Here is an 18860-nt window from a genome sequence, read left to right as displayed (position 1 = left end):
TTCTAGGATATACAAGTTCAATTCTTAACCAATTTTAGGGAAATAACACTAAAAGGGCATCGAGCCCTTTTAGCCTTAGTCAGATTTCACTTCGTGAAATAACAGCATATAGTTTCAGCATTCAATGCTTTTTCTAAAATTTTTAATTCAATATGAACTTGTATAGCCTGAATTATAAGTTTAGTTATGAAGTTGTGTATCTAATTTACCTTCAAGTTTGGTATAATAATTTTGATTATCTATAAGTATACATATACAGCAAGAATATGTAATATGTTGTCCATAATAATAAATAATAGGAAGGATAGGATAGCATGCAAGAAGTAAATTTTAATAGAGAAAAGGAAATAGAACTTTTAGTTGAAAAGAAGAGACTAGAAGAAGTTATAAATACTATAAATGAAGAAATATTAAATTACATTAGTAAAAGAAAGCATATAACTGATTATATTGTTAACTACAGAAAAAAGGTTTTAGAGGATTATAGAGATGACGAAGATAAGCTGGTTGAATACTTTGATCATGAAAGATATGTAAAAGAAGAAGCTTTTAAGACTATAGATAAGAGACTTAAGGAGCTTACGATATTAAAAGAATCACCTTATTTCGGAAAAATTACTTTTAAAGAAAAAGGAGAATTAGCAGAAAATCTTTATATAGGTAGATTTGGGTTAACTCCTGAAGAAAGCTTTGAACCTGTAGTGGTAGATTGGAGAGCACCAGTAGCATCACTTTTCTATCATGGTGGTTTAGGAGATGCGACTTATGAATCTCCTAGAGGTCCCATAGATACAGAGATTTTAAGTAGAAGACAACTTATAGTTAAAAAAGGATCACTTCAGGGGATGTTTGACTCTGCCATTGATGTTAAGGATGAAATTCTTCAGATGGTGTTAAGTTCAAATTCAGGAGAAAAATTAAAAGATGTTATAATGACAATACAGTCAGAGCAAGATGAAATAATAAGAAGTTCAAGGGATAAAACAGTGGTGGTAAATGGTGTTGCAGGTAGTGGAAAGACTACAATAGCTCTTCATAGAGTGGCATACCTACTTTACAATTTTAGAAAGCAGCTTCACGATAAAGTACTTATACTTGGTCCTAATTCTATTTTTATGGAGTATATTTCTCAGGTTCTTCCGAGTCTTGGAGAGGTTGGAGTTAGGCAGCAAACTTTCACTAACTTTGTCCTTAATGAAATTGATATTGATGATGAAATAATGGATTTCTCAAATTATATCGAAAGAATACTATCTGGTGATGAAGAATTTATAAAGGAAGCTAAATATAAGAACTCAGAGAATTTCTTTAAAAAGCTCAGTGATTATATTAAAGGTATAGAAGAAAACTATTTTGAAGTTAATCCAGTTACTTATTTTGGAGAAGAAATCATTGGAGTAGATGAAATTAAAGAGTTATTTAATAAACATTATATATATATGCCTTTATTCAGAAGAAGTCAAAAGATAAAGAGAGTAATAATCTCTAAGATTAAAGATAAGAGAGACGAGAAGGTATGGGAACTTAATAAAGAAATAGAAGAATATAAGAAATCTCTCACTTCAGATGAACTTATTATGGAGCATACTAATATTGAATTTAAAAGAAGAATAAGAATTAGAGAAATAGTAAGAGAAGTAATGAATTCAAGAGCAGCCCTTGAAGAGTGGATTGATAATGAGCCGACAATAAGCTTATACCATAAGTTTAATGGTTATAAAAAGCTTACTGGAGACGATCTTGCACCAATACTATATATGATGATAAAGCTTGAAGGTAAAAAAACTAAGATAGACATAAAACATATAGTAATTGATGAGGCACAAGATTATAGTGCTCTTCAATTTCAGGTTATTAGAGATCTAACTGGTTGCAGAAATTTCACTATAGTTGGCGATGTTAATCAAAGATTAGTAAAGCATAGTGAAGTAGCACCTATGCTTGAAATAAATAAGAATTTTGAAGATATTGAAGTAGAACATTTTGATTTAACTAATAGCTATAGATCAACTATGGAAATTATGAAGTATGCAAATAACTTCCTAAAAGAGGAGAGAATAGTTCCTTTAGTTCGTCATGGAGAAGCTGTTGAAAGCATAGAGTTTTCTATCGAGGAAGATATGATAGATGAAATTCTAAAGTCTGTTGAGTATTATAGAGATGCAGATATTGAAAGTATTGCAATAATAACAAAAAATGTTGAAGAATTAAATAGAATTTATCCTAAGCTTAGAGAGCATATTCCTCTTATAAAGTTCCATAGAGAAGATATAATCTATAAGTCAGGAATAGTTATAATTCCTTCATATTTTGCTAAGGGCCTAGAATTTGATGGAGTAATTATTGTAGATTATAACGAAAATAAAGATGAAGAAGATTTAATTAAATATATAATGTGCACAAGAGCACTTCATAGACTTAAGGATTTTAAACTAAAAAAATAAAAGATACACGATGTAATAAACTTGAGAAATTGCTTTAATTATTAAAGGGATTTTTCAAGTTTTTATTTTTTTAGTTGCTGCTAATTTTTTAGAGTTGATAAGTAATATTATGTAAATTATTTAAGAAAGTAGAATAATATAAGTTGACTTCTTTAGTAAAAAAGAAGTAAAATAACAATATGTTTTTAGTAAATATTCATTCGTTATATATAAGTAAGTATAACTTAAAGTAAAGATAGTCACTTCAATCCTTAAACAATTTCTGAAAATAACCTCGACATGTAATGCTTTTTCTAGGATATGAAGTTGTGTATCTATAGAGTACGTTTTTATAATCCAAAGGGAAGGAATTAAAGTACAATGAGTATTAAGATTAAATTGATTATTAGTTATTTAATGTTAATTATATTTACAGTAAGTGTTTTAGGATTTTTAATTGGGAAAAAATCAAAAGATGCAATTTTTAATGAGGTAGAGAAAAAAGGTAAAAGTATAACTGAATTAGCAAATAGTACATTAACCATAAAAAATGGTGTACTCATAGATAAAGCTTATAGTGATGTACATTTTGCTGACATGCTATTAAAGAGCTCTGGCGATTTAAATATAGATAATACTCAAAGTATAAAAATTGGTGATTATGATCTACCAATTTTATATGCTGGAGAAAGGAGATTATCATTAGATACTGAGTTTGTTGATAAAATATATAAGTCTACAGGTACTACAGCAACTATATATTTACTAAATGATAGTAAGCTAATTAGAGTGTCTACTAATCTTGTTCAAAGTAACAAAAATAGAGCTGTTGGAACATATATATCTAGTGATTCAGATATTTACAAAAAAATAGTTTATAATGATATATACTGTGGTAGATTTACATTTGAAGGTGAAAGTTATTTAACAATAGTTAAACCTTTACTGGATAAAAACTATAAAGTTATAGGAGCAATAGCTTTAGCAACCCAGATTATTGATCATTATTTAATAAGAGGATTAAGTGATATTGAAGTTGGGAACACAGGTTACGTATCTATAATGGATTCAGAAGGAAATGAAATTATTAATACTAGAACATATGAGCAAAACTTGAGTAAATATGATTTTACTAAAGAGATAATATCAACTAAAAATGGAACAATTGAATACACACTTGATGGTGTTCACAAGATATCTTACTATAGATATTTTGAACCCTGGGATTGGTATATAGTTACTACAGCTAATTATGATGATTTAAAATCTTCATCTCAATCAATACTATATACAACACTATTTAGCGGATTGGCAATAGCTGTATTAGGGGCAATTATAGCTTTATTTATGGCTAACACTTTAGTAAGGCCAATAAATAAATTAAAATCATATATAGAAATAGCTGGTAGCGGAGATTTAACAGTGCGTTCAGACATAGATAGTAAAGATGAAATAGGAATGTTATCTAATAGCTTTAATAAGATGATATCTGAGAACAAGCGGTTGTTAGAAGAAACAGTGCAATATGAAAAGTTAAAAACAGAATTTGTTGCAAATATGTCTCATGAATTAAAGACGCCTTTAAATATTATTTTCTCTACAGCTCAGTTATTTTCTTTATATATAAGAAAAGGTGAAAGTTTAAATAATGTTGAGAAATTAAGCCAATACACAAGTACTATAAAACAAAATTGTTATAGGTTACTAAGATTAGTAAATAATCTAATTGATATTACTAAAATTGATTCTGGGTTTATGGAATTAAATTTAAAGAATCAAAATATAGTAGAAGTTGTTGAGGAAATAACATTATCAACTGTTGAGTATGTACAAAGTATGTCAAGAACTATTATTTTTGATACGAATAGAGAAGAGAAAGTCATGGCTTTTGACGAAGATAAAATAGAAAGAATTTTACTAAATTTAATTTCTAATGCTACTAAATTTACTAGACCAGGAGATACAATTGAAGTTGGAGTATATGACGAAGGTAATTATGTTGTAATTTCTGTAAAGGATACAGGAATAGGAATTCCAGATGATAAACTATCACAAATTTTTGAAAGATTTAAGCAGGTAGATTATTTATTAAACAGAAATCATGAAGGTAGCGGCATAGGATTATCAATAGTTAAATCCTTAGTTGAAATGCATAAAGGTAAAATTGATGTAAAGAGTAAACATGGCGAAGGTACTGAATTTATAGTAAGCCTACCTTTTAGGATTGTTTCTAATCATGTTAAGCAAGAGCCAAAAGGAGATTTAACAAATATCGAGAAAATACAAATCGAATTTTCCGATATATATAACTAAAGATACACAATCTCATATCTGGATTATAGATTCAGTTATAAAGTTTGTGTATATATATAAAGAGAGGGTATCCTTAAAGTGATTTTGGGGTTGCCCTCTTTTTAGTTGCCGCTAGTTTTTTAGTTGTTAAGTAATATTATGCAAATTATTTACAAAAATACAATAATAAAAGTTGACTTCTTTAGTAAATAAGGAGTAAAATATAAGTAAAATAACAGTGTATTTTTAGTAAAACATTTATTAGTCATATATAAGTAAGCATAGTTTAAAGTAAAGATAGTTCACTTTAATCCTTAAACAATTCATGAAGTATGCATTCAGTTATGAGATTATATGTCCATAAATGATGAAGGTAAATTAAAATCATCTATGTAAACATTTAAATAACTATATTAGGGTAAGTAGAAGGAGGAGAACCATGATAAATCTTCAAAAATGTGAAAATGTATTTAAAGAAAAGTTTAACCAAGGAGACTACAGAATTTTTTTCTCACCAGGAAGAATTAATTTAATTGGAGAACACACTGATTATAACGGGGGTAATGTATTTCCTTGTGCAATTACTTTTGGCACATATGCCATAGCTCAAAAAAATAATGATGGCATAGTTCGTGTGTATTCTATGAACTTTGAAGAAAAAGGGATTATTGAATTTTCCTTAGAAGATTTAGATTATAAAAAGAATGATGATTGGGCGAATTATCCAAAGGGTATGATCCGCTATTTAATAGAAGATGGCTATGGTATTAATTCAGGGATGGACATTCTGTTTTACGGAAACATCCCAAATGGAGCAGGTTTATCATCTTCCGCTTCCATTGAATTAGCAACAGGTGTGGTGCTAGAAGGCTTATTTAATTTAGAAATAAATCGTATTGATTTAGTTAGGGTAGGAAAAAGAGTAGAAAATAATTTTATAGGTGTAAACAGCGGTATTATGGATCAATTTGCAATTGGTATGGGAAAAGCAAGTAATGGAATTTTACTTGATTGCCAAACCCTAGAGTATTCTTATGCACCTATTAAATTAAGCAATCACAATATAATTATTATGAATACTAATAAACGTCGTGAGTTAGCAGACTCAAAATATAATGAAAGAAGAAGCGAATGTGAAGAAGCATTGAGTAGATTGCAAAAAGAAACTAAGATTATTTCTCTTGGGGAATTAACTGAAGAATCATTTGAGAAGTATAAAAATGTTATCGATAATGATATTTTAATAAAACGTGCTAAACATGCAGTATATGAAAATGTACGTACTATAAAAGCTTTAAAAGAGCTAAAACAAGGTAACTTATTAGCATTTGGTAAGTTAATGAATGAATCACACATTTCTTTAAGAGATGATTATGAGGTTACAGGAAAAGAGCTTGATACTCTAGCAGAAGCAGCATGGAAGCAGCCAGGAGTAGTAGGTGCACGTATGACAGGTGCAGGATTTGGCGGTTGTGCTATTGCTATTGTTGAAAAGGAGCATACAGATAATTTTATTAACGAGGTTGGAAGAATCTATAAAGAAGCCATTGGTTATGAAGCAGCATTCTATGTTGCAAATATTGGAGATGGTGCAAGAGAAATCACACAGGAGGTAGTATAATGAGTATTTTAGTTTTAGGTGGTGCTGGTTATATAGGTTCACATGCAGTTTACCAGTTAATAAATAAAGGCTATGAGGTGGTAGTGGTAGATAATTTACAAACAGGTCATGAAAAAGCTATTCACCCTAAAGCAACTTTTTATAAAGGTGACATTCGTGAAAAGAATTTTTTAAGAGATGTTTTTGAAAAAGAAACAATTGATGCAGTTATTCACTTTGCAGCTAATTCTCTTGTTGGTGAATCGATGATAAATCCTATTAAGTATTTTGATAACAATGTATATGGTACACAAGTACTTCTTGAAGTAATGAATGAATTTAATATAAAAAATATTGTATTTTCATCTACAGCAGCTACTTATGGTGAACCTAAACAAGTTCCGATTACTGAAGATATGCCAACTGTTCCAACTAATACGTATGGTGAAACAAAGCTCACAATGGAAAAGTTAATGAAATGGTGCGATGTTGCCTATGGTATTAAGTATGTATCTCTTCGTTATTTCAATGTGGCAGGGGCTAGAGAAAATGGGGTTATCGGAGAAGATCACAATCCTGAAACACATTTGATTCCATTAGTACTTCAAGTGCCATTAGGAAAACGTGAATTCATAACTATTTATGGTGAAGATTATGATACAAAAGATGGTACTTGTATTCGTGATTATATTCATGTAGAGGATTTAATTGAAGCTCATATTTTAGCAATGCTTTATTTGATGGATGGAGGAGAAAGCAGCATATTTAATCTTGGAAGCAGTCAGGGATTCTCTGTTAAAGAAATTATAGACGCAGCAAGAGAAGTAACAAAACATCCTATTCCAGCAAAAGTTGGTGAAAGAAGATCAGGAGATCCAAGTAAACTAATAGCTTCCTCTGAAAAAGCTAAGAAGATACTAGGATGGCAGCCAAAGCGTACATCAATATATGAAATTATTTCAGATGCATGGAAATGGCATGAAAATAATAGAAATGGATACGAGGATTAAGCAAGGAGGAGACATATATGAATATATACCAGGTAATTCAGCAGTTAATTGACCTAGAAATCTCTTTGGGATATATTGAACAAGAAGATGAAATATATGTAAGAAATAAGATACTTGATCTTCTTGGAATAAATGATTTTGTGTTAGAGGAATCAGTTCAAGGGAATAAAGAAATACCTGATTTGTTAGAGGAATTAGTAGATTATGCATGTAAACAAGAAGTTATTGAAGATTTATTTGATGAGAAAGAAATTTTAGCAAGCAAGATAATGGACTGCTTTCTGCCTAATCCATCCATAGTTAATAAAACCTTCTATGAAAAATTTGAGATTAATCCAGAAGGGGCAACAGATTATTTTTATGAATTAAGTAAAAATAGTAACTATATACAAACAAAACGTATTGAGAAAAATATTAATTATAAGGCTGAGACTGAATATGGAGAACTAGATATAACAATTAATTTGTCCAAGCCTGAAAAAAATCCAAAGGATATTATAAAAGAAAAATCAGTAAAGAGTACAAATTATCCAAAGTGTTTATTATGTGTTGAAAACGAAGGTTATGCAGGTAGAATAGGGCATCCAGCACGTTCTAACCATCGTATGATTCGCATGAATCTGCTAGGAGAAAAGTGGCTTTTACAATATTCTCCTTATGTATATTACAATGAGCATTGCATTGTACTATCAAAAGATCATAGAGATATGAAAATTAGCCGTCAATCATTTTTACGATTAGTATCCTTTGTAGAACAATTCCCACATTATTTTGTTGGTTCTAATGCCGATTTACCAATTGTGGGAGGATCAATATTATCACATGATCATTATCAAGGTGGTAGATATGAGTTTGCTATGGCAAAAGCAGAAGATGAGTATCAATTCAATTTAGATAAATTCCCAGACATAGAATGTGCTATTGTAAAGTGGCCAATGTCTGTTATTCGTTTGAGAAGTAAAGATAAAGACGTCTTAGTAGATGCAGGAGATTATATTCTAAACTGCTGGAGAGAGTATAGCGATCCATCTGTAGAAATTCATGCATACACAGATAAAACTCCGCATAACACTATCACACCAATTGCAAGAAAACGAAACGGTTTATTTGAATTAGACCTTGTATTAAGAAATAATCGTACCAGTGAAGAGCATCCTTTAGGAATTTTTCATCCTCACGAAGATGTACAACATATCAAAAAAGAAAACATTGGCTTAATCGAAGTGATGGGACTAGCTGTGTTGCCAGCAAGACTTAAATTAGAATTACAAGAAGTAGAAAAATATTTATTAGGCAATGAAAATAATATTGCAGATTACCATAAGCAGTGGGGAGAACAATTAAAAGAAAAATACAAAGATCAAGTAAGTGAAGAGAATATACAAGAAGTTGTAAAGAGAGAAACAGCAGCTAAATTTTTACGAGTGCTTGAAGATGCAGGAGTATTTAAACGAAATGACCAAGGTATAGATGCATTTAGACAATTTATAGAAACTTTAAATAGATAGTTAGTATAGAATAAGATCTAGAAAATATAGATATACAACTTCATAACTGAATTGTCTAGGGAGTGAAATTGTATATCTTTACCTAGGGTCTTGCTTAGCGATATAAGGACTTCCTGGTGATGGTCATTGCCTACACTTCCTTCCTTATATTCTAAAATAAAGTCAGGTATTCTTTTTATAACTAAATAAGACTTACAATAAAATGGAAAAATAAGGACGGGTATATATATGGCTACTCTTAAGCATATAGCAGATAAGGCAGGAGTATCAGTTGCTACTGTCTCTAGGGTACTAAATTATGATTTAACATTATCTGTAGGTGATGAAACAAAAAAGAAAATATTTGAGATTGCAGAAGAACTTTCCTATGAAAAACGTACTACTCCTGAAACTCCCACACCTGAAGGCATGGGGTTCTTAGGTACTCAGACTTCCAATACATCTCGAAAGATATAGAGACTGGTCTGGTTCCCTAAGACTTTCACTATCAAGAGTTGCAACCAACTCATTATCGATAGTATAAAGGCTCATTTCAAAACCTTTAAAAATTATATACCTATACTTGATAGATTTTCTAAAACAGAAAGTCTATCTATTTCTTTATTATGAAGTTCTAAAAACTTTTCAAAATCCTTAATGCATAAATCATTATCTATTGTTTTTAAATCTTGTTTAACATTTTTAATTAAGTAGCTTGAATAGATATCTCTTTGGACCTTGATTTTCTTTTCATTATACTCAAAGTAGTTCCATCTGTGAGAAAGTTTCTTTTTACTATATTGCTTATTTAAATGATTGTATTGAGAAGCTTTAACCTCATAAGTATTAACTTCCTCATATAATCCACCTTTAACTTTTAATTTATTTTCTAAAATAGTCAAGAACATACTCGGAGCTTTGTTTGCTAAAGATTTTCCGAATCGCTTCTTCCTATTAATCTTACCTGTTTTTTTAGAAATTTTAGTTTCTTTAGCTCTTTTTTGAAGACCTTTAAAACACATAGTTTCTACTTTGGCAGTATCACATTGGTTTATTATTTCGTTAGCCATAATATTATGGTCTTGCCTTCTTATATCTGCTTGTTTTCTATATAAATCTTTAAGAGTATTTCTTGCTTTTATATATTTCTTAGAAAAATTCCATTCTAATTTAACACCTTTTTTAATAGTTCCATCCTCATTAAAATTATTAGGATTAGTTGCTCTTTTGCTTCTATCCATATATCTTAATAATTTGCGTTTTTTATTTTCTATATTTTGAACTCCAGGTGCTAACTCTAATAATTTAGAATTAAAATCTGTTGTATAAGCTACGGTTTGTGTTCCAATATCTATACCACAATCCCCCAAACCTATATCGGTTTTGATTCTTCCAGTTCCCTTTTCTATTTTAAGTGGTGGAATACCTTCAAGAACTAATTGTAGAACATATTTGAATTTTCCCCTAACAAATCTTCTTACTATTCTACAATACTTAACTTTATATCTTAAAGCTTTGATTTCATAATTATTTAATTTGGATTGGACTTTTACAACTAAACCATTCCATTCTAAAGTATGTGTATCGAGTTTATACCTAATTCCAGTTTCATTTGTTTTTCCTTCTAAAGAATTTAAACCTTGATTATATTTTTTAAAATGAAGTTTTTCACCGTCTCCAAATAAAACTTTATCTAACGCAGTCCAAACTCTACTAGCTATTTTCTGACAAGTGAAAGAATCTAAATTTCTTTTATAATGATGCTGCATTGTTTTAACAACTTCGTGAAGTGAGTATTCAGTACAGCTATATTTTATTTGCAGATCTTTTCTTATTTTAAAATAAGGTTTACAGAGTTTTTTAGCTTTTTCCAAATCTTTCTCAACTTTATAAACATCAGATATATTCTTTTGATTTTCTCTCCATGTTTTGGTTTTAGTCATTTCGATATATCTGTTTTGAGCTATCCCTAAAATAGAATTATATAGTTTTCTTCCAATTTCAAACCTCATATCAAGAATATCCTCTTGAAATAATTCAGTTTCTAATTTTAAATTTAATACATAACTTGGAGCATTCTTAGCCATACAATACTCACCTCCTGTCTAATATCTATTTTTTTGATTTTCAACATATTGCTTAATGGTTTCACTACATACATTTCCAGCAGTAGAGATAAAATAACTTCTAGTCCATAGGCTAGGCATTTTTGATAATATAGCAAATTCCTTTCTTAATTCTCTACTTGTTGCGCCCTTGATTTTTTGCATAATATCAGAGGGACTTAAAGTAGGAAGACAGTTTAGAAACATGTACGTGTGGTCTTTATCACATTCTATTGCTATTATTTCTATATCTAAATCATCACAAATCTCTTTAACTAACTCCTTAAATCTTTCTTCAACTTTAGGAATATTAAAAATCTTCCTTCTATATCTTGGGCAAAATACAAAGTGATAGTTAATTAAACTTACAGTAGTAGTTGTTGTTCTATATTTATTATTCATATACTAATAATACACTATTTTGTGTATGCTGTTAACAACATTGTACACATCATTTTAAAAAATAACATTGGCTCGAACTTCGTTCTACAGACGCTATCCATCCCACCCCTAAAGGGGAATGGACTTTCCGCTCAATATTGTAATTTTAATAAAGCAATTTACAATTATGTAGCCCACATTTACTAAAATTAAAAATATATTTTTATGCTAAAAGCTAGCTGTATTCTATAAGAATGCAGCTAGTTTTTAGTTTTTATGTAATCTTACTTCTATACTCTCTAGGACTCATCCCTTTACTTTTTTTAAAAACTTTTGAAAATGCCAAAGCATCTGTATACCCGACCGAACGAGCAACATCACCTATGGACAATTCCACATTACCTAATAGTTCACATGCTTTATCCATTCTAAAGTTAAGTAAAAATGCTTGAGGTGACATATTAAGATTTGATTTAAATAATGATGTAAGATAACTTCTATTCAAACCGACATAATGTGCAATATCAGTTATCTTTATATTATTAGAACAATTTTTTTCAATAAATTCTATTGATTTTACTATATATAATTTAGATGCCTTATCTTTAGGTTGTAAATAAGGGGGAGCTGTATGGATTAATCTTGATAAGAATAGGTACAGAAGTCCCTGAATCCTCAATTCATCGCCATAATTTAAAGTATTATGTTTTAACATATCCAGAATATATTCTTTTAATGCATCATCTTCGTCATATTCAAAGATAAGATTATCTTTATGTAGATTTGCATATTTTAAGTAAGTACTAGCTTTTATTCCATCAAAACCGATCCAAATATACGTCCATGGATTTTCTGTATCTGCTTTGTAGAACGTAATAACATTTGGACAAATAAGAAAACCCTGATTCTTTTTCAATTTATATGTTTTATTATTTACATAATATGTTCCCTCTCCATCTAAAACATAATGTATTAAATACTGGCTTCTTATTGCAGGACCATAAGAGTACCCAGGCTTACATTCCTCTATTCCACAATAGCACACAAATAAATCTAAGGTATCTCTTCTAGCTAAATCTAGGGCATCTCTTCTAGCCGTTTCTAAATATTTAAAGTTATCCATAAATATTTACCTCGTTTCTAACATCTGACCATGTTTTTGTTACATATATATATATTATTGTAACTCAGTATAGTATATAATACTAGGTGTAGACGAGGTTTTTGTTGAAAATTTAGTTTTAAATAAAAATAACATATAGAAATATCTTTTTAATAACTGTGTAAACGTTATTTTGAGTAAGTAAACTTTCGATAAACTAGCTTTCAATAAAGTAATTTATAAATAGCCCATTTTAATAACTTAAAATATATTTAAGTATATTTTTATTCAAAAGCTAGTTGCATTTTATAAGAATGTAGCTAGCTTTTTTTTAGATTGTAATCTTGCACGGGTATTTCTTCTAAGCCATTAGTCTAAATAGTGTTATTTTGGGTAAAATAATCAAAGTTTACAGATAACTAATGTAAGGCTAAATGTAAATGAAGTTAAACACATATTTTTACATAGTTTTACACATGTAGCTTTTAGAGATCATTATGTGTCGTTTGTTGATAATTACATTTATTCATAAATATACCACAGCACATCTAACATTTAACCATATTTTTATAACATGTATATATTTTATTTTAGCTCAGTGCGATGTATAATAATAGACAAGAAGTAAAAAATTTACTAAAAATTCATTCTAAGAACAGTACTTTTTACCAATTTTATTAAGAAAATGATATTCAGCATATTTTTTTAATGGTCATGTAAACGTTGTTAAAACTTTGACATTTCTTTAATTCAACAGCTTAAGTATAATTAGTTATCGAGGTAAACTTCATTAGTAAAATTATAAAAAGTATAGGTTAATGTGAATTAATTAGTAAAAATTCTAAAACAATATTCTATAGTATAAAAGATTTAATTATCAACCTAGTAATCATAAAATTAATTTTTTAACAACGTTAACAAAATTTCAATTTCTAAAAAACTGTCTGTAAAAGGGAAGGGGATTTGAGAATGAAAAAAAATTTAAGACAACTTATTGCAGTTACACTAAGCACAGTTGCAGTATTTTCTACTTTAGCAGGATGCGGTAGCAAAACAGCACAATCCAACTCAGATGGAAAGATACAAATTGAATTTTTGCAATATAAGCCTGAAGCAAAGGGTACATTTGATAAGCTGATTGCAAAGTTTGAAGCAGAAAATCCTAATATTAAGGTAGTTCAAACTAATACACCTGATACAGCAACGGTTCTTAGAACTCGTGTTGCCAAAAAAGATGTTCCAGATGTAGTTGCTGTTGGAGCAGATACAACTTTTGCTGATGTATCAAAAGCAGGAGTATTTGAAGATTTATCAAATTCATCACAAATAAAAAATATTCAACCAGCATATGTACAAATGGTAAAAGATGTAGCGGAATCAGATAAGGTTTATGCTATTCCATACGCTGCTAATGGGGTTGGGGTAATTTATAACAAAAAGATGTTTACAGAACTTGGACTTACTGTTCCAAAAACTTGGGATGAATTTTTGGCTGTAGCTGATAAAATAAAGGCTGCTGGAAAAGTACCATTCTATTTAACATTAAAAGATGCTTGGACAACTTTACCACCAGTTAATGTTCTTGTTGGAAATACACAAGGGGATACATTCTTTGCTGACCGTGCTGCAGGAAAAACTACTTTTAAAGAAAAGTATAAAGAAGCAGCTGATAAATATTTAAAATTAACAGAATATGGTCAAAGTGATATTTTTGGTAAGACATATTCTGATGGAAATGTAGCTTTTGCTAAAGGTGAATCAGTGATGTATTTACAAGGAATTTGGGCACTTGCAGAAATTAAAAAAGCAAATCCAGATGTTGATTTAGGAGTTTTCCCACTTCCAGCAACAAACGATCCATCAAAAACAAAAGTCGTTTCTGGTGTAGATTTACTTCTTTCATTAAGTAAAACATCAAAACATCCAGAAGAAGCGAAAAAATTTATTGATTTCTTATTAAAAGAAGAAACAGCAAAAACATATATTAATGAACAAAAATGTTTTTCAGCTATTACAGGTATTACACAAGAAGATTCAGCTCTTAGTGGGTTAAAAGAAAGCTTCGAAAAGGGTGCATTGGTTGACTTCCCAGATCATCGTATTCCACCTGCACTTAGCATAGATAGAGAACTTCAAACATTAGTTAAGAGCAAGGATGTAGATAAGTTCTTAACAAATTTAGATCAACAATGGGATAGCTTACAAAGCCGTAAAAAATAAAGGTTTTAAGAAAGAAGTTGGGCTTTAAGTTCAATTTCTTTCCGCCTAAAATTAAGGAGGAGAGTTTATGAGTGAAAGTAATTTGTCAATTACTTTGAAAAAAATGATTCCATTTCAGAAAAAACAAGCTGTAAAGGAAAAAGGAGTTGATATTATAATATATTTAATGACAATTCCTGCAGTTCTTTTATTTGCAGCTTTCCACACATTTCCGGTACTACAAGGAATTTATTATTCATTTACCAATTGGGATGGATTAAGTTTAGAGTATAATTTTATTGGGTTAAAAAATTACTTAAATCTTCTAAAGGATGCTAATATACTAAATTCTTATTTGTTTACATTTAAATTTGCAATTATTACTACTATTATTGTAAATGTATTAAGTCTTCTAATTGCACTAGGACTTAATTCTAAAATAAAATTTAAGAACTTTTTTAGAGCAACATATTTTCTTCCTAATGTTTTAAGTATGCTTATTATAGGATTTATTTTTAACTATATATTTGCTAATGTTCTTCCAGTAGTAGGAACAAAGCTTGGTATAGAAGCATTAGCTGCTAATATCTTAGGAAATGAAAACTTAGCTTGGATTGGAGTTGTAGTTATTGCCGTATGGCAAGCTTGTGCGTTCAATACAATTTTATACCTATCAGGTTTACAAACAGTACCTGAAGATATATATGAAGCTTCAGCACTAGATGGAGCTAATAAATGGCAAGAGTTTTGGAAAATTACTTTCCCAATAATTGCACCGTTCTTCACAATTAATATGGTGCTTGCTATGAAAAACTTCTTAATGGTTTTTGATCAAGTTGTAGCGTTAACTGGTGGTGGTCCAGGAAGAGCAACTGAATCTATTGCATTCTTAATTTATAAATCAGGATTCTCAGGAGGCGAATTTGCTTATCAATCAGCAAACTCCGTTGTATACTTTATCGCTATTATAATAATTTCAATTTTACAAATTAAGTTCCTACAAAAAAGGGAGGTGGACATGTAATGAAACAGAAAACAAATTGGGTTGTAACTTCTTTAATAGCAGTTGGAACGATTTTTATACTATTTCCATTATATATAGCAGTTTCTATCGCACTAAAAACACCACAAGAATTAGCAAATTCGTTATTTTCACTTCCGGTTGGTTTGCATTTTGAAAACTTTACGAGAGCAATTGAAGCAACAAACTTTTTCAATGCATTAAAAAACAGTGCATTTATAACAATAGTTACGGTGGTTTTAACTGTTTTAACAAATTCCATGGTCGCTTATGCCGTTGCTAGATATATGAAGCGTAAAAAGTTTTTTAACTTCCTATACTACTATTTTTTAAGTGCTATGTTTGTACCATTTCCAATTATTATGCTTCCAATTGTAAAGCAGACATCTGTTTTAGGTATGAATAACCCAGCAGGACTTATATTCCTCTACGTTGTGTATGGAATTGCATTTAATACCTTTATCTATGTAGGATATATTCGTTCAATTCCAATAGATTTAGAAGAAGCAGCAATCGTAGATGGATGCACCACTTGGGGGGTATTCTGGAGAATTATTTTCCCATTAATGTCTCCTATCAATGCAACTGTTGCAATTCTTACATGTTTATGGGCATGGAACGACTTTATGTTACCACTGATTATTTTAAACAATCAAGCAGATATCACACTACCTTTAGCACAATATGTATTCCAATCAAAATTTGGAACAGATTATAACTTAGCTTTTGCTTCTTATTTAATGGCTCTATCACCAATGGTTCTTGTGTATATCATAGCTCAGAAGTGGATTATAAATGGAGTTACTCAAGGAGCAGTGAAGTAATATTAAATAAAATTATATTACTTTAAAAGGGTTTTGTATTCACTTGAGTATTAATGAAACATGAGATTTGAAAAAAGTGTAAAAAACTCACATTTGAGAGTGGAAGTTAGGAAGGTAGATGGTAGTCATCACCTTCCTATTTTACATATTTAAGTTATAATTAAGTTTATCTTTAGTTACTCTATGAATTACCTGTACCACAAGATTTTACGCCACAAATTATAAATAATTAGTAATAAATCTGCAGGAATCTTTAAAGAAATTTTTGCGTTTAAAAGATAAGGAGACTAGGAATGAAAAAAAAGCTGAAAAAGTTTATTGCAATTACAATAAGTTCTATAGCAATATTCTCTACTTTTACAGGATGTGCTAGGAAAAAAGCTGAAGATATTTCATCTCGTCCTGTAACTATCACTTATGCAGTTTGGGACAAGAATCAGGAATCTGCAATGAGGGCAATAATTGATGCGTTTGAAAAGAAAAATCCTAATATAATAGTTAAAGTTGAAGTTACGCCTTGGGACCAGTATTGGACTAAATTAGAAGCAGCTGCTACAATTGAGTCACTTCCAGATGTTTTCTGGATGCATACAAGCTATTTTACGAAATATGCTGATGGTGGGATGCTAATGGATTTAACTGATAAAGCTAAAGATAGTAATGACTTGAAATGGAGTAACTTCCCAGAACCCCTTGTAGATTTATATGCGGCTAATGAAAAGAATTATGGGATTCCTAAAGATTATGATACGATTGCGTTATGGTACAACAAAACTATGTTTGATAAGGCAAATCTTTCGTATCCAGATGACACATGGGATTGGAATAAGTTATTACAAGTGGCTAAAAAGTTAACAGATACTTCAAAAGGGGTATATGGGTTTGCTGCTCCTGCAGACGCACAACAAGGATATTATAACTTTGCTTATCAGAATGGAGGAAATATAATTTCTCCTGATAAGAAAAAGTCAGGATATGACTTAAAAGCTACAAAAGAAGCAATACAGTGGGAACTAGATTTAAGTCAAAAAGAAAAAGTTTCTCCAACTCATCAGCAATTTACAGATGCAAATTTTGTTCAAATGTTTGAGTCTGGAAAAGTTGCTATGGGGTTATTTGGATCATGGATGGTAAGTGAGTTTAAGTCAAATGATTACATAAAGAATAATTGCGATGTAGCTGTTATTCCTCATGGAAAAACAAGAGCAACTATTTATAATGGATTAGGTAATGTGGCTGCTGCTAAAACCAAATATCCAGAACAAGTTTGGAAGTTTATGGAGTTCTTAGGAACAGAAGAAGCTAATACTATTCAAGCTTTAAATGGTGCAGCAATACCAGCATTTAAAGGTACAGAACAACCCTGGATAGAGTTTACTAAGGAATTCAATTTAAAAGTTTATCCAGAAATGATGTCTTATGGTGTTATTATGCCAAATTCAAAGACAAGAAATAAGTGGTCACAGGTTGAAAATGAAATAATGGTTAAAGTTTGGACAAAGGAACTTACGGTAGAAGAAGGATGTAACCAACTAGCTAAGAAAATGAATGATTATTTAGCTAGTGAAAAGTAATGTTTACGGTATTCCAGAAACAATTTATCGAAGGTATAGCTTCTACTGGTGGAAAGTAGTGATATTTTTCTAATCAAATTCTAATCTTTCATTAATTTTCCTCTAACTTTATATTTGTATAATCATAGTATAAAGTAAATTAGAAATATTTGGAGGGAAATTATATGAATATAAACCTAGAATTAATTGATGAATTAAGAAAAAGAGCTAATGTCAGCTATGAGGAAGCAAAGGCTGCACTAGAAAAATGCAATGGGAATATTTTAGAAGCTTTAGTTTATCTTGAAAAGCAAAACAAGGTTAAGAGTGAAGAGGATAACAGTTTATTAACAAAGATGAAAAAGCTTTTAGCTAAAGGAAATAGCACAAAGTTTATAGTTAAAAAGAAAGAAAATATAGCAATTAGTGTTCCAGTTACTTTAGCTGGTGTAGTAACTGTTGTGGCTCCTCATATTACTATATTATCTCTAGGCATAGCTTTAATTGCTGGGTATAGAATAAAGTTTGAAGGTAAGAATGGTGAAAATATGAAGGTAAATAAGACCTTTGATAAAATATCAGTAGCTGTAGATACAGCAAAGAAAAAGTTAACAGAAGATGATGCCAGTAAATAACCGCCGCTTATAGAGGCTGGAGTATGGTTTTCTATAAATCAGTTAATGTTTGGTAGAATATTATTTTTATTGCGACAGCAATAAATAGAGAAGCAGACAATTCCTGTCTGCTTCTCATAATTATTAGTTAAATTAATATTAAGTTTTTATATAGATACACAACTTCATAACTGAATTATTTAAAGATTGAAGTTGTTTATCTTTATCAACAATTACTTAACAGATATA

General features: G+C 29.9%; 13 protein-coding genes and 1 pseudogene. 11 read left to right on the top strand and 3 right to left on the bottom strand.

The features are described from left to right. Positions 1-314: 314 nt before the first annotated feature. From CPJCM30710_RS07255 to CPJCM30710_RS18310, 6 genes and pseudogenes are all read left to right on the top strand, one after another. A complete protein-coding gene (locus CPJCM30710_RS07255; protein ID WP_212903506.1) occupies positions 315-2444 on the top strand; it encodes a HelD family protein in 2130 nt (709 codons plus the stop codon). A gap of 360 nt (positions 2445-2804) precedes the next feature. Continuing rightward, complete coding sequence (locus CPJCM30710_RS07250) at positions 2805-4736, top strand: Cache 3/Cache 2 fusion domain-containing protein (protein WP_212903505.1); 1932 nt, start codon at positions 2805-2807, stop codon at positions 4734-4736. A 418-nt stretch (positions 4737-5154) separates the two neighbouring features. Beyond that, positions 5155-6336: a galactokinase gene (locus CPJCM30710_RS07245; RefSeq protein ID WP_212903504.1), complete on the top strand. Its 1182-nt coding sequence runs from the start codon at positions 5155-5157 to the stop codon at positions 6334-6336. Then, positions 6336-7325, top strand: a complete 990-nt coding sequence (galE, locus tag CPJCM30710_RS07240) for a UDP-glucose 4-epimerase GalE (RefSeq protein ID WP_212903503.1) — start codon at positions 6336-6338, stop codon at positions 7323-7325. Before CPJCM30710_RS07245 ends, galE begins: the two co-directional genes overlap by 1 nt. A 17-nt stretch (positions 7326-7342) precedes the next feature. Next, positions 7343-8833 carry a UDP-glucose--hexose-1-phosphate uridylyltransferase gene (galT, locus tag CPJCM30710_RS07235; protein ID WP_212903502.1) on the top strand — a complete coding sequence of 497 codons (1491 nt, stop codon included), beginning with the start codon at positions 7343-7345 and terminating at the stop codon, positions 8831-8833. Positions 8834-9061: 228 nt separating this feature from the next. Continuing rightward, positions 9062-9202: pseudogene (locus CPJCM30710_RS18310) on the top strand (LacI family DNA-binding transcriptional regulator); the annotation flags it as partial. 179 nt (positions 9203-9381) lie between these two features. Here the strand turns inward: CPJCM30710_RS18310 and CPJCM30710_RS07225 are convergent. The 3 genes from CPJCM30710_RS07225 to CPJCM30710_RS07215 form a co-directional block, all read right to left on the bottom strand. Next, the gene (locus CPJCM30710_RS07225) at positions 9382-10899 is read right to left on the bottom strand and encodes a transposase (RefSeq protein WP_212903500.1); all 1518 of its coding nucleotides are present in this window, start codon (positions 10897-10899) and stop codon (positions 9382-9384) included. Between the two features lie 18 nt (positions 10900-10917). Further along, positions 10918-11319: an IS200/IS605 family transposase gene (gene tnpA, locus CPJCM30710_RS07220; protein WP_212903499.1), complete on the bottom strand. Its 402-nt coding sequence runs from the start codon at positions 11317-11319 to the stop codon at positions 10918-10920. Between the two features lie 253 nt (positions 11320-11572). Beyond that, complete coding sequence (locus tag CPJCM30710_RS07215; protein WP_212903498.1) at positions 11573-12421, bottom strand: AraC family transcriptional regulator; 849 nt, start codon at positions 12419-12421, stop codon at positions 11573-11575. A 948-nt stretch (positions 12422-13369) separates the two neighbouring features. Here CPJCM30710_RS07215 and CPJCM30710_RS07210 point away from each other — a divergent pair. From CPJCM30710_RS07210 to CPJCM30710_RS07190, 5 genes are all read left to right on the top strand, one after another. Beyond that, positions 13370-14620 carry an ABC transporter substrate-binding protein gene (locus CPJCM30710_RS07210; protein WP_212903497.1) on the top strand — a complete coding sequence of 417 codons (1251 nt, stop codon included), beginning with the start codon at positions 13370-13372 and terminating at the stop codon, positions 14618-14620. Between the two features lie 103 nt (positions 14621-14723). After that, complete coding sequence (locus CPJCM30710_RS07205) at positions 14724-15623, top strand: carbohydrate ABC transporter permease (RefSeq protein ID WP_212903520.1); 900 nt, start codon at positions 14724-14726, stop codon at positions 15621-15623. Further along, complete coding sequence (locus CPJCM30710_RS07200) at positions 15623-16444, top strand: carbohydrate ABC transporter permease (protein WP_212903496.1); 822 nt, start codon at positions 15623-15625, stop codon at positions 16442-16444. The genes CPJCM30710_RS07205 and CPJCM30710_RS07200 overlap by 1 nt, the downstream gene beginning before the upstream one ends. Before the next feature lie 293 nt (positions 16445-16737). Then, complete coding sequence (locus CPJCM30710_RS07195; RefSeq protein ID WP_212903495.1) at positions 16738-18018, top strand: ABC transporter substrate-binding protein; 1281 nt, start codon at positions 16738-16740, stop codon at positions 18016-18018. 164 nt (positions 18019-18182) lie between these two features. Beyond that, the gene (locus CPJCM30710_RS07190; RefSeq protein WP_212903494.1) at positions 18183-18632 is read left to right on the top strand and encodes a DUF4342 domain-containing protein; all 450 of its coding nucleotides are present in this window, start codon (positions 18183-18185) and stop codon (positions 18630-18632) included. Positions 18633-18860 lie beyond the last annotated feature (228 nt).

Source organism: Clostridium polyendosporum (assembly GCF_018332455.1).
GTDB lineage: Bacteria > Bacillota > Clostridia > Clostridiales > Clostridiaceae > Clostridium_AY > Clostridium_AY polyendosporum.
The sequence above is the reverse complement of the archived record's forward strand: the minus strand, read 5'-3'. Positions and strand labels throughout refer to the sequence as shown.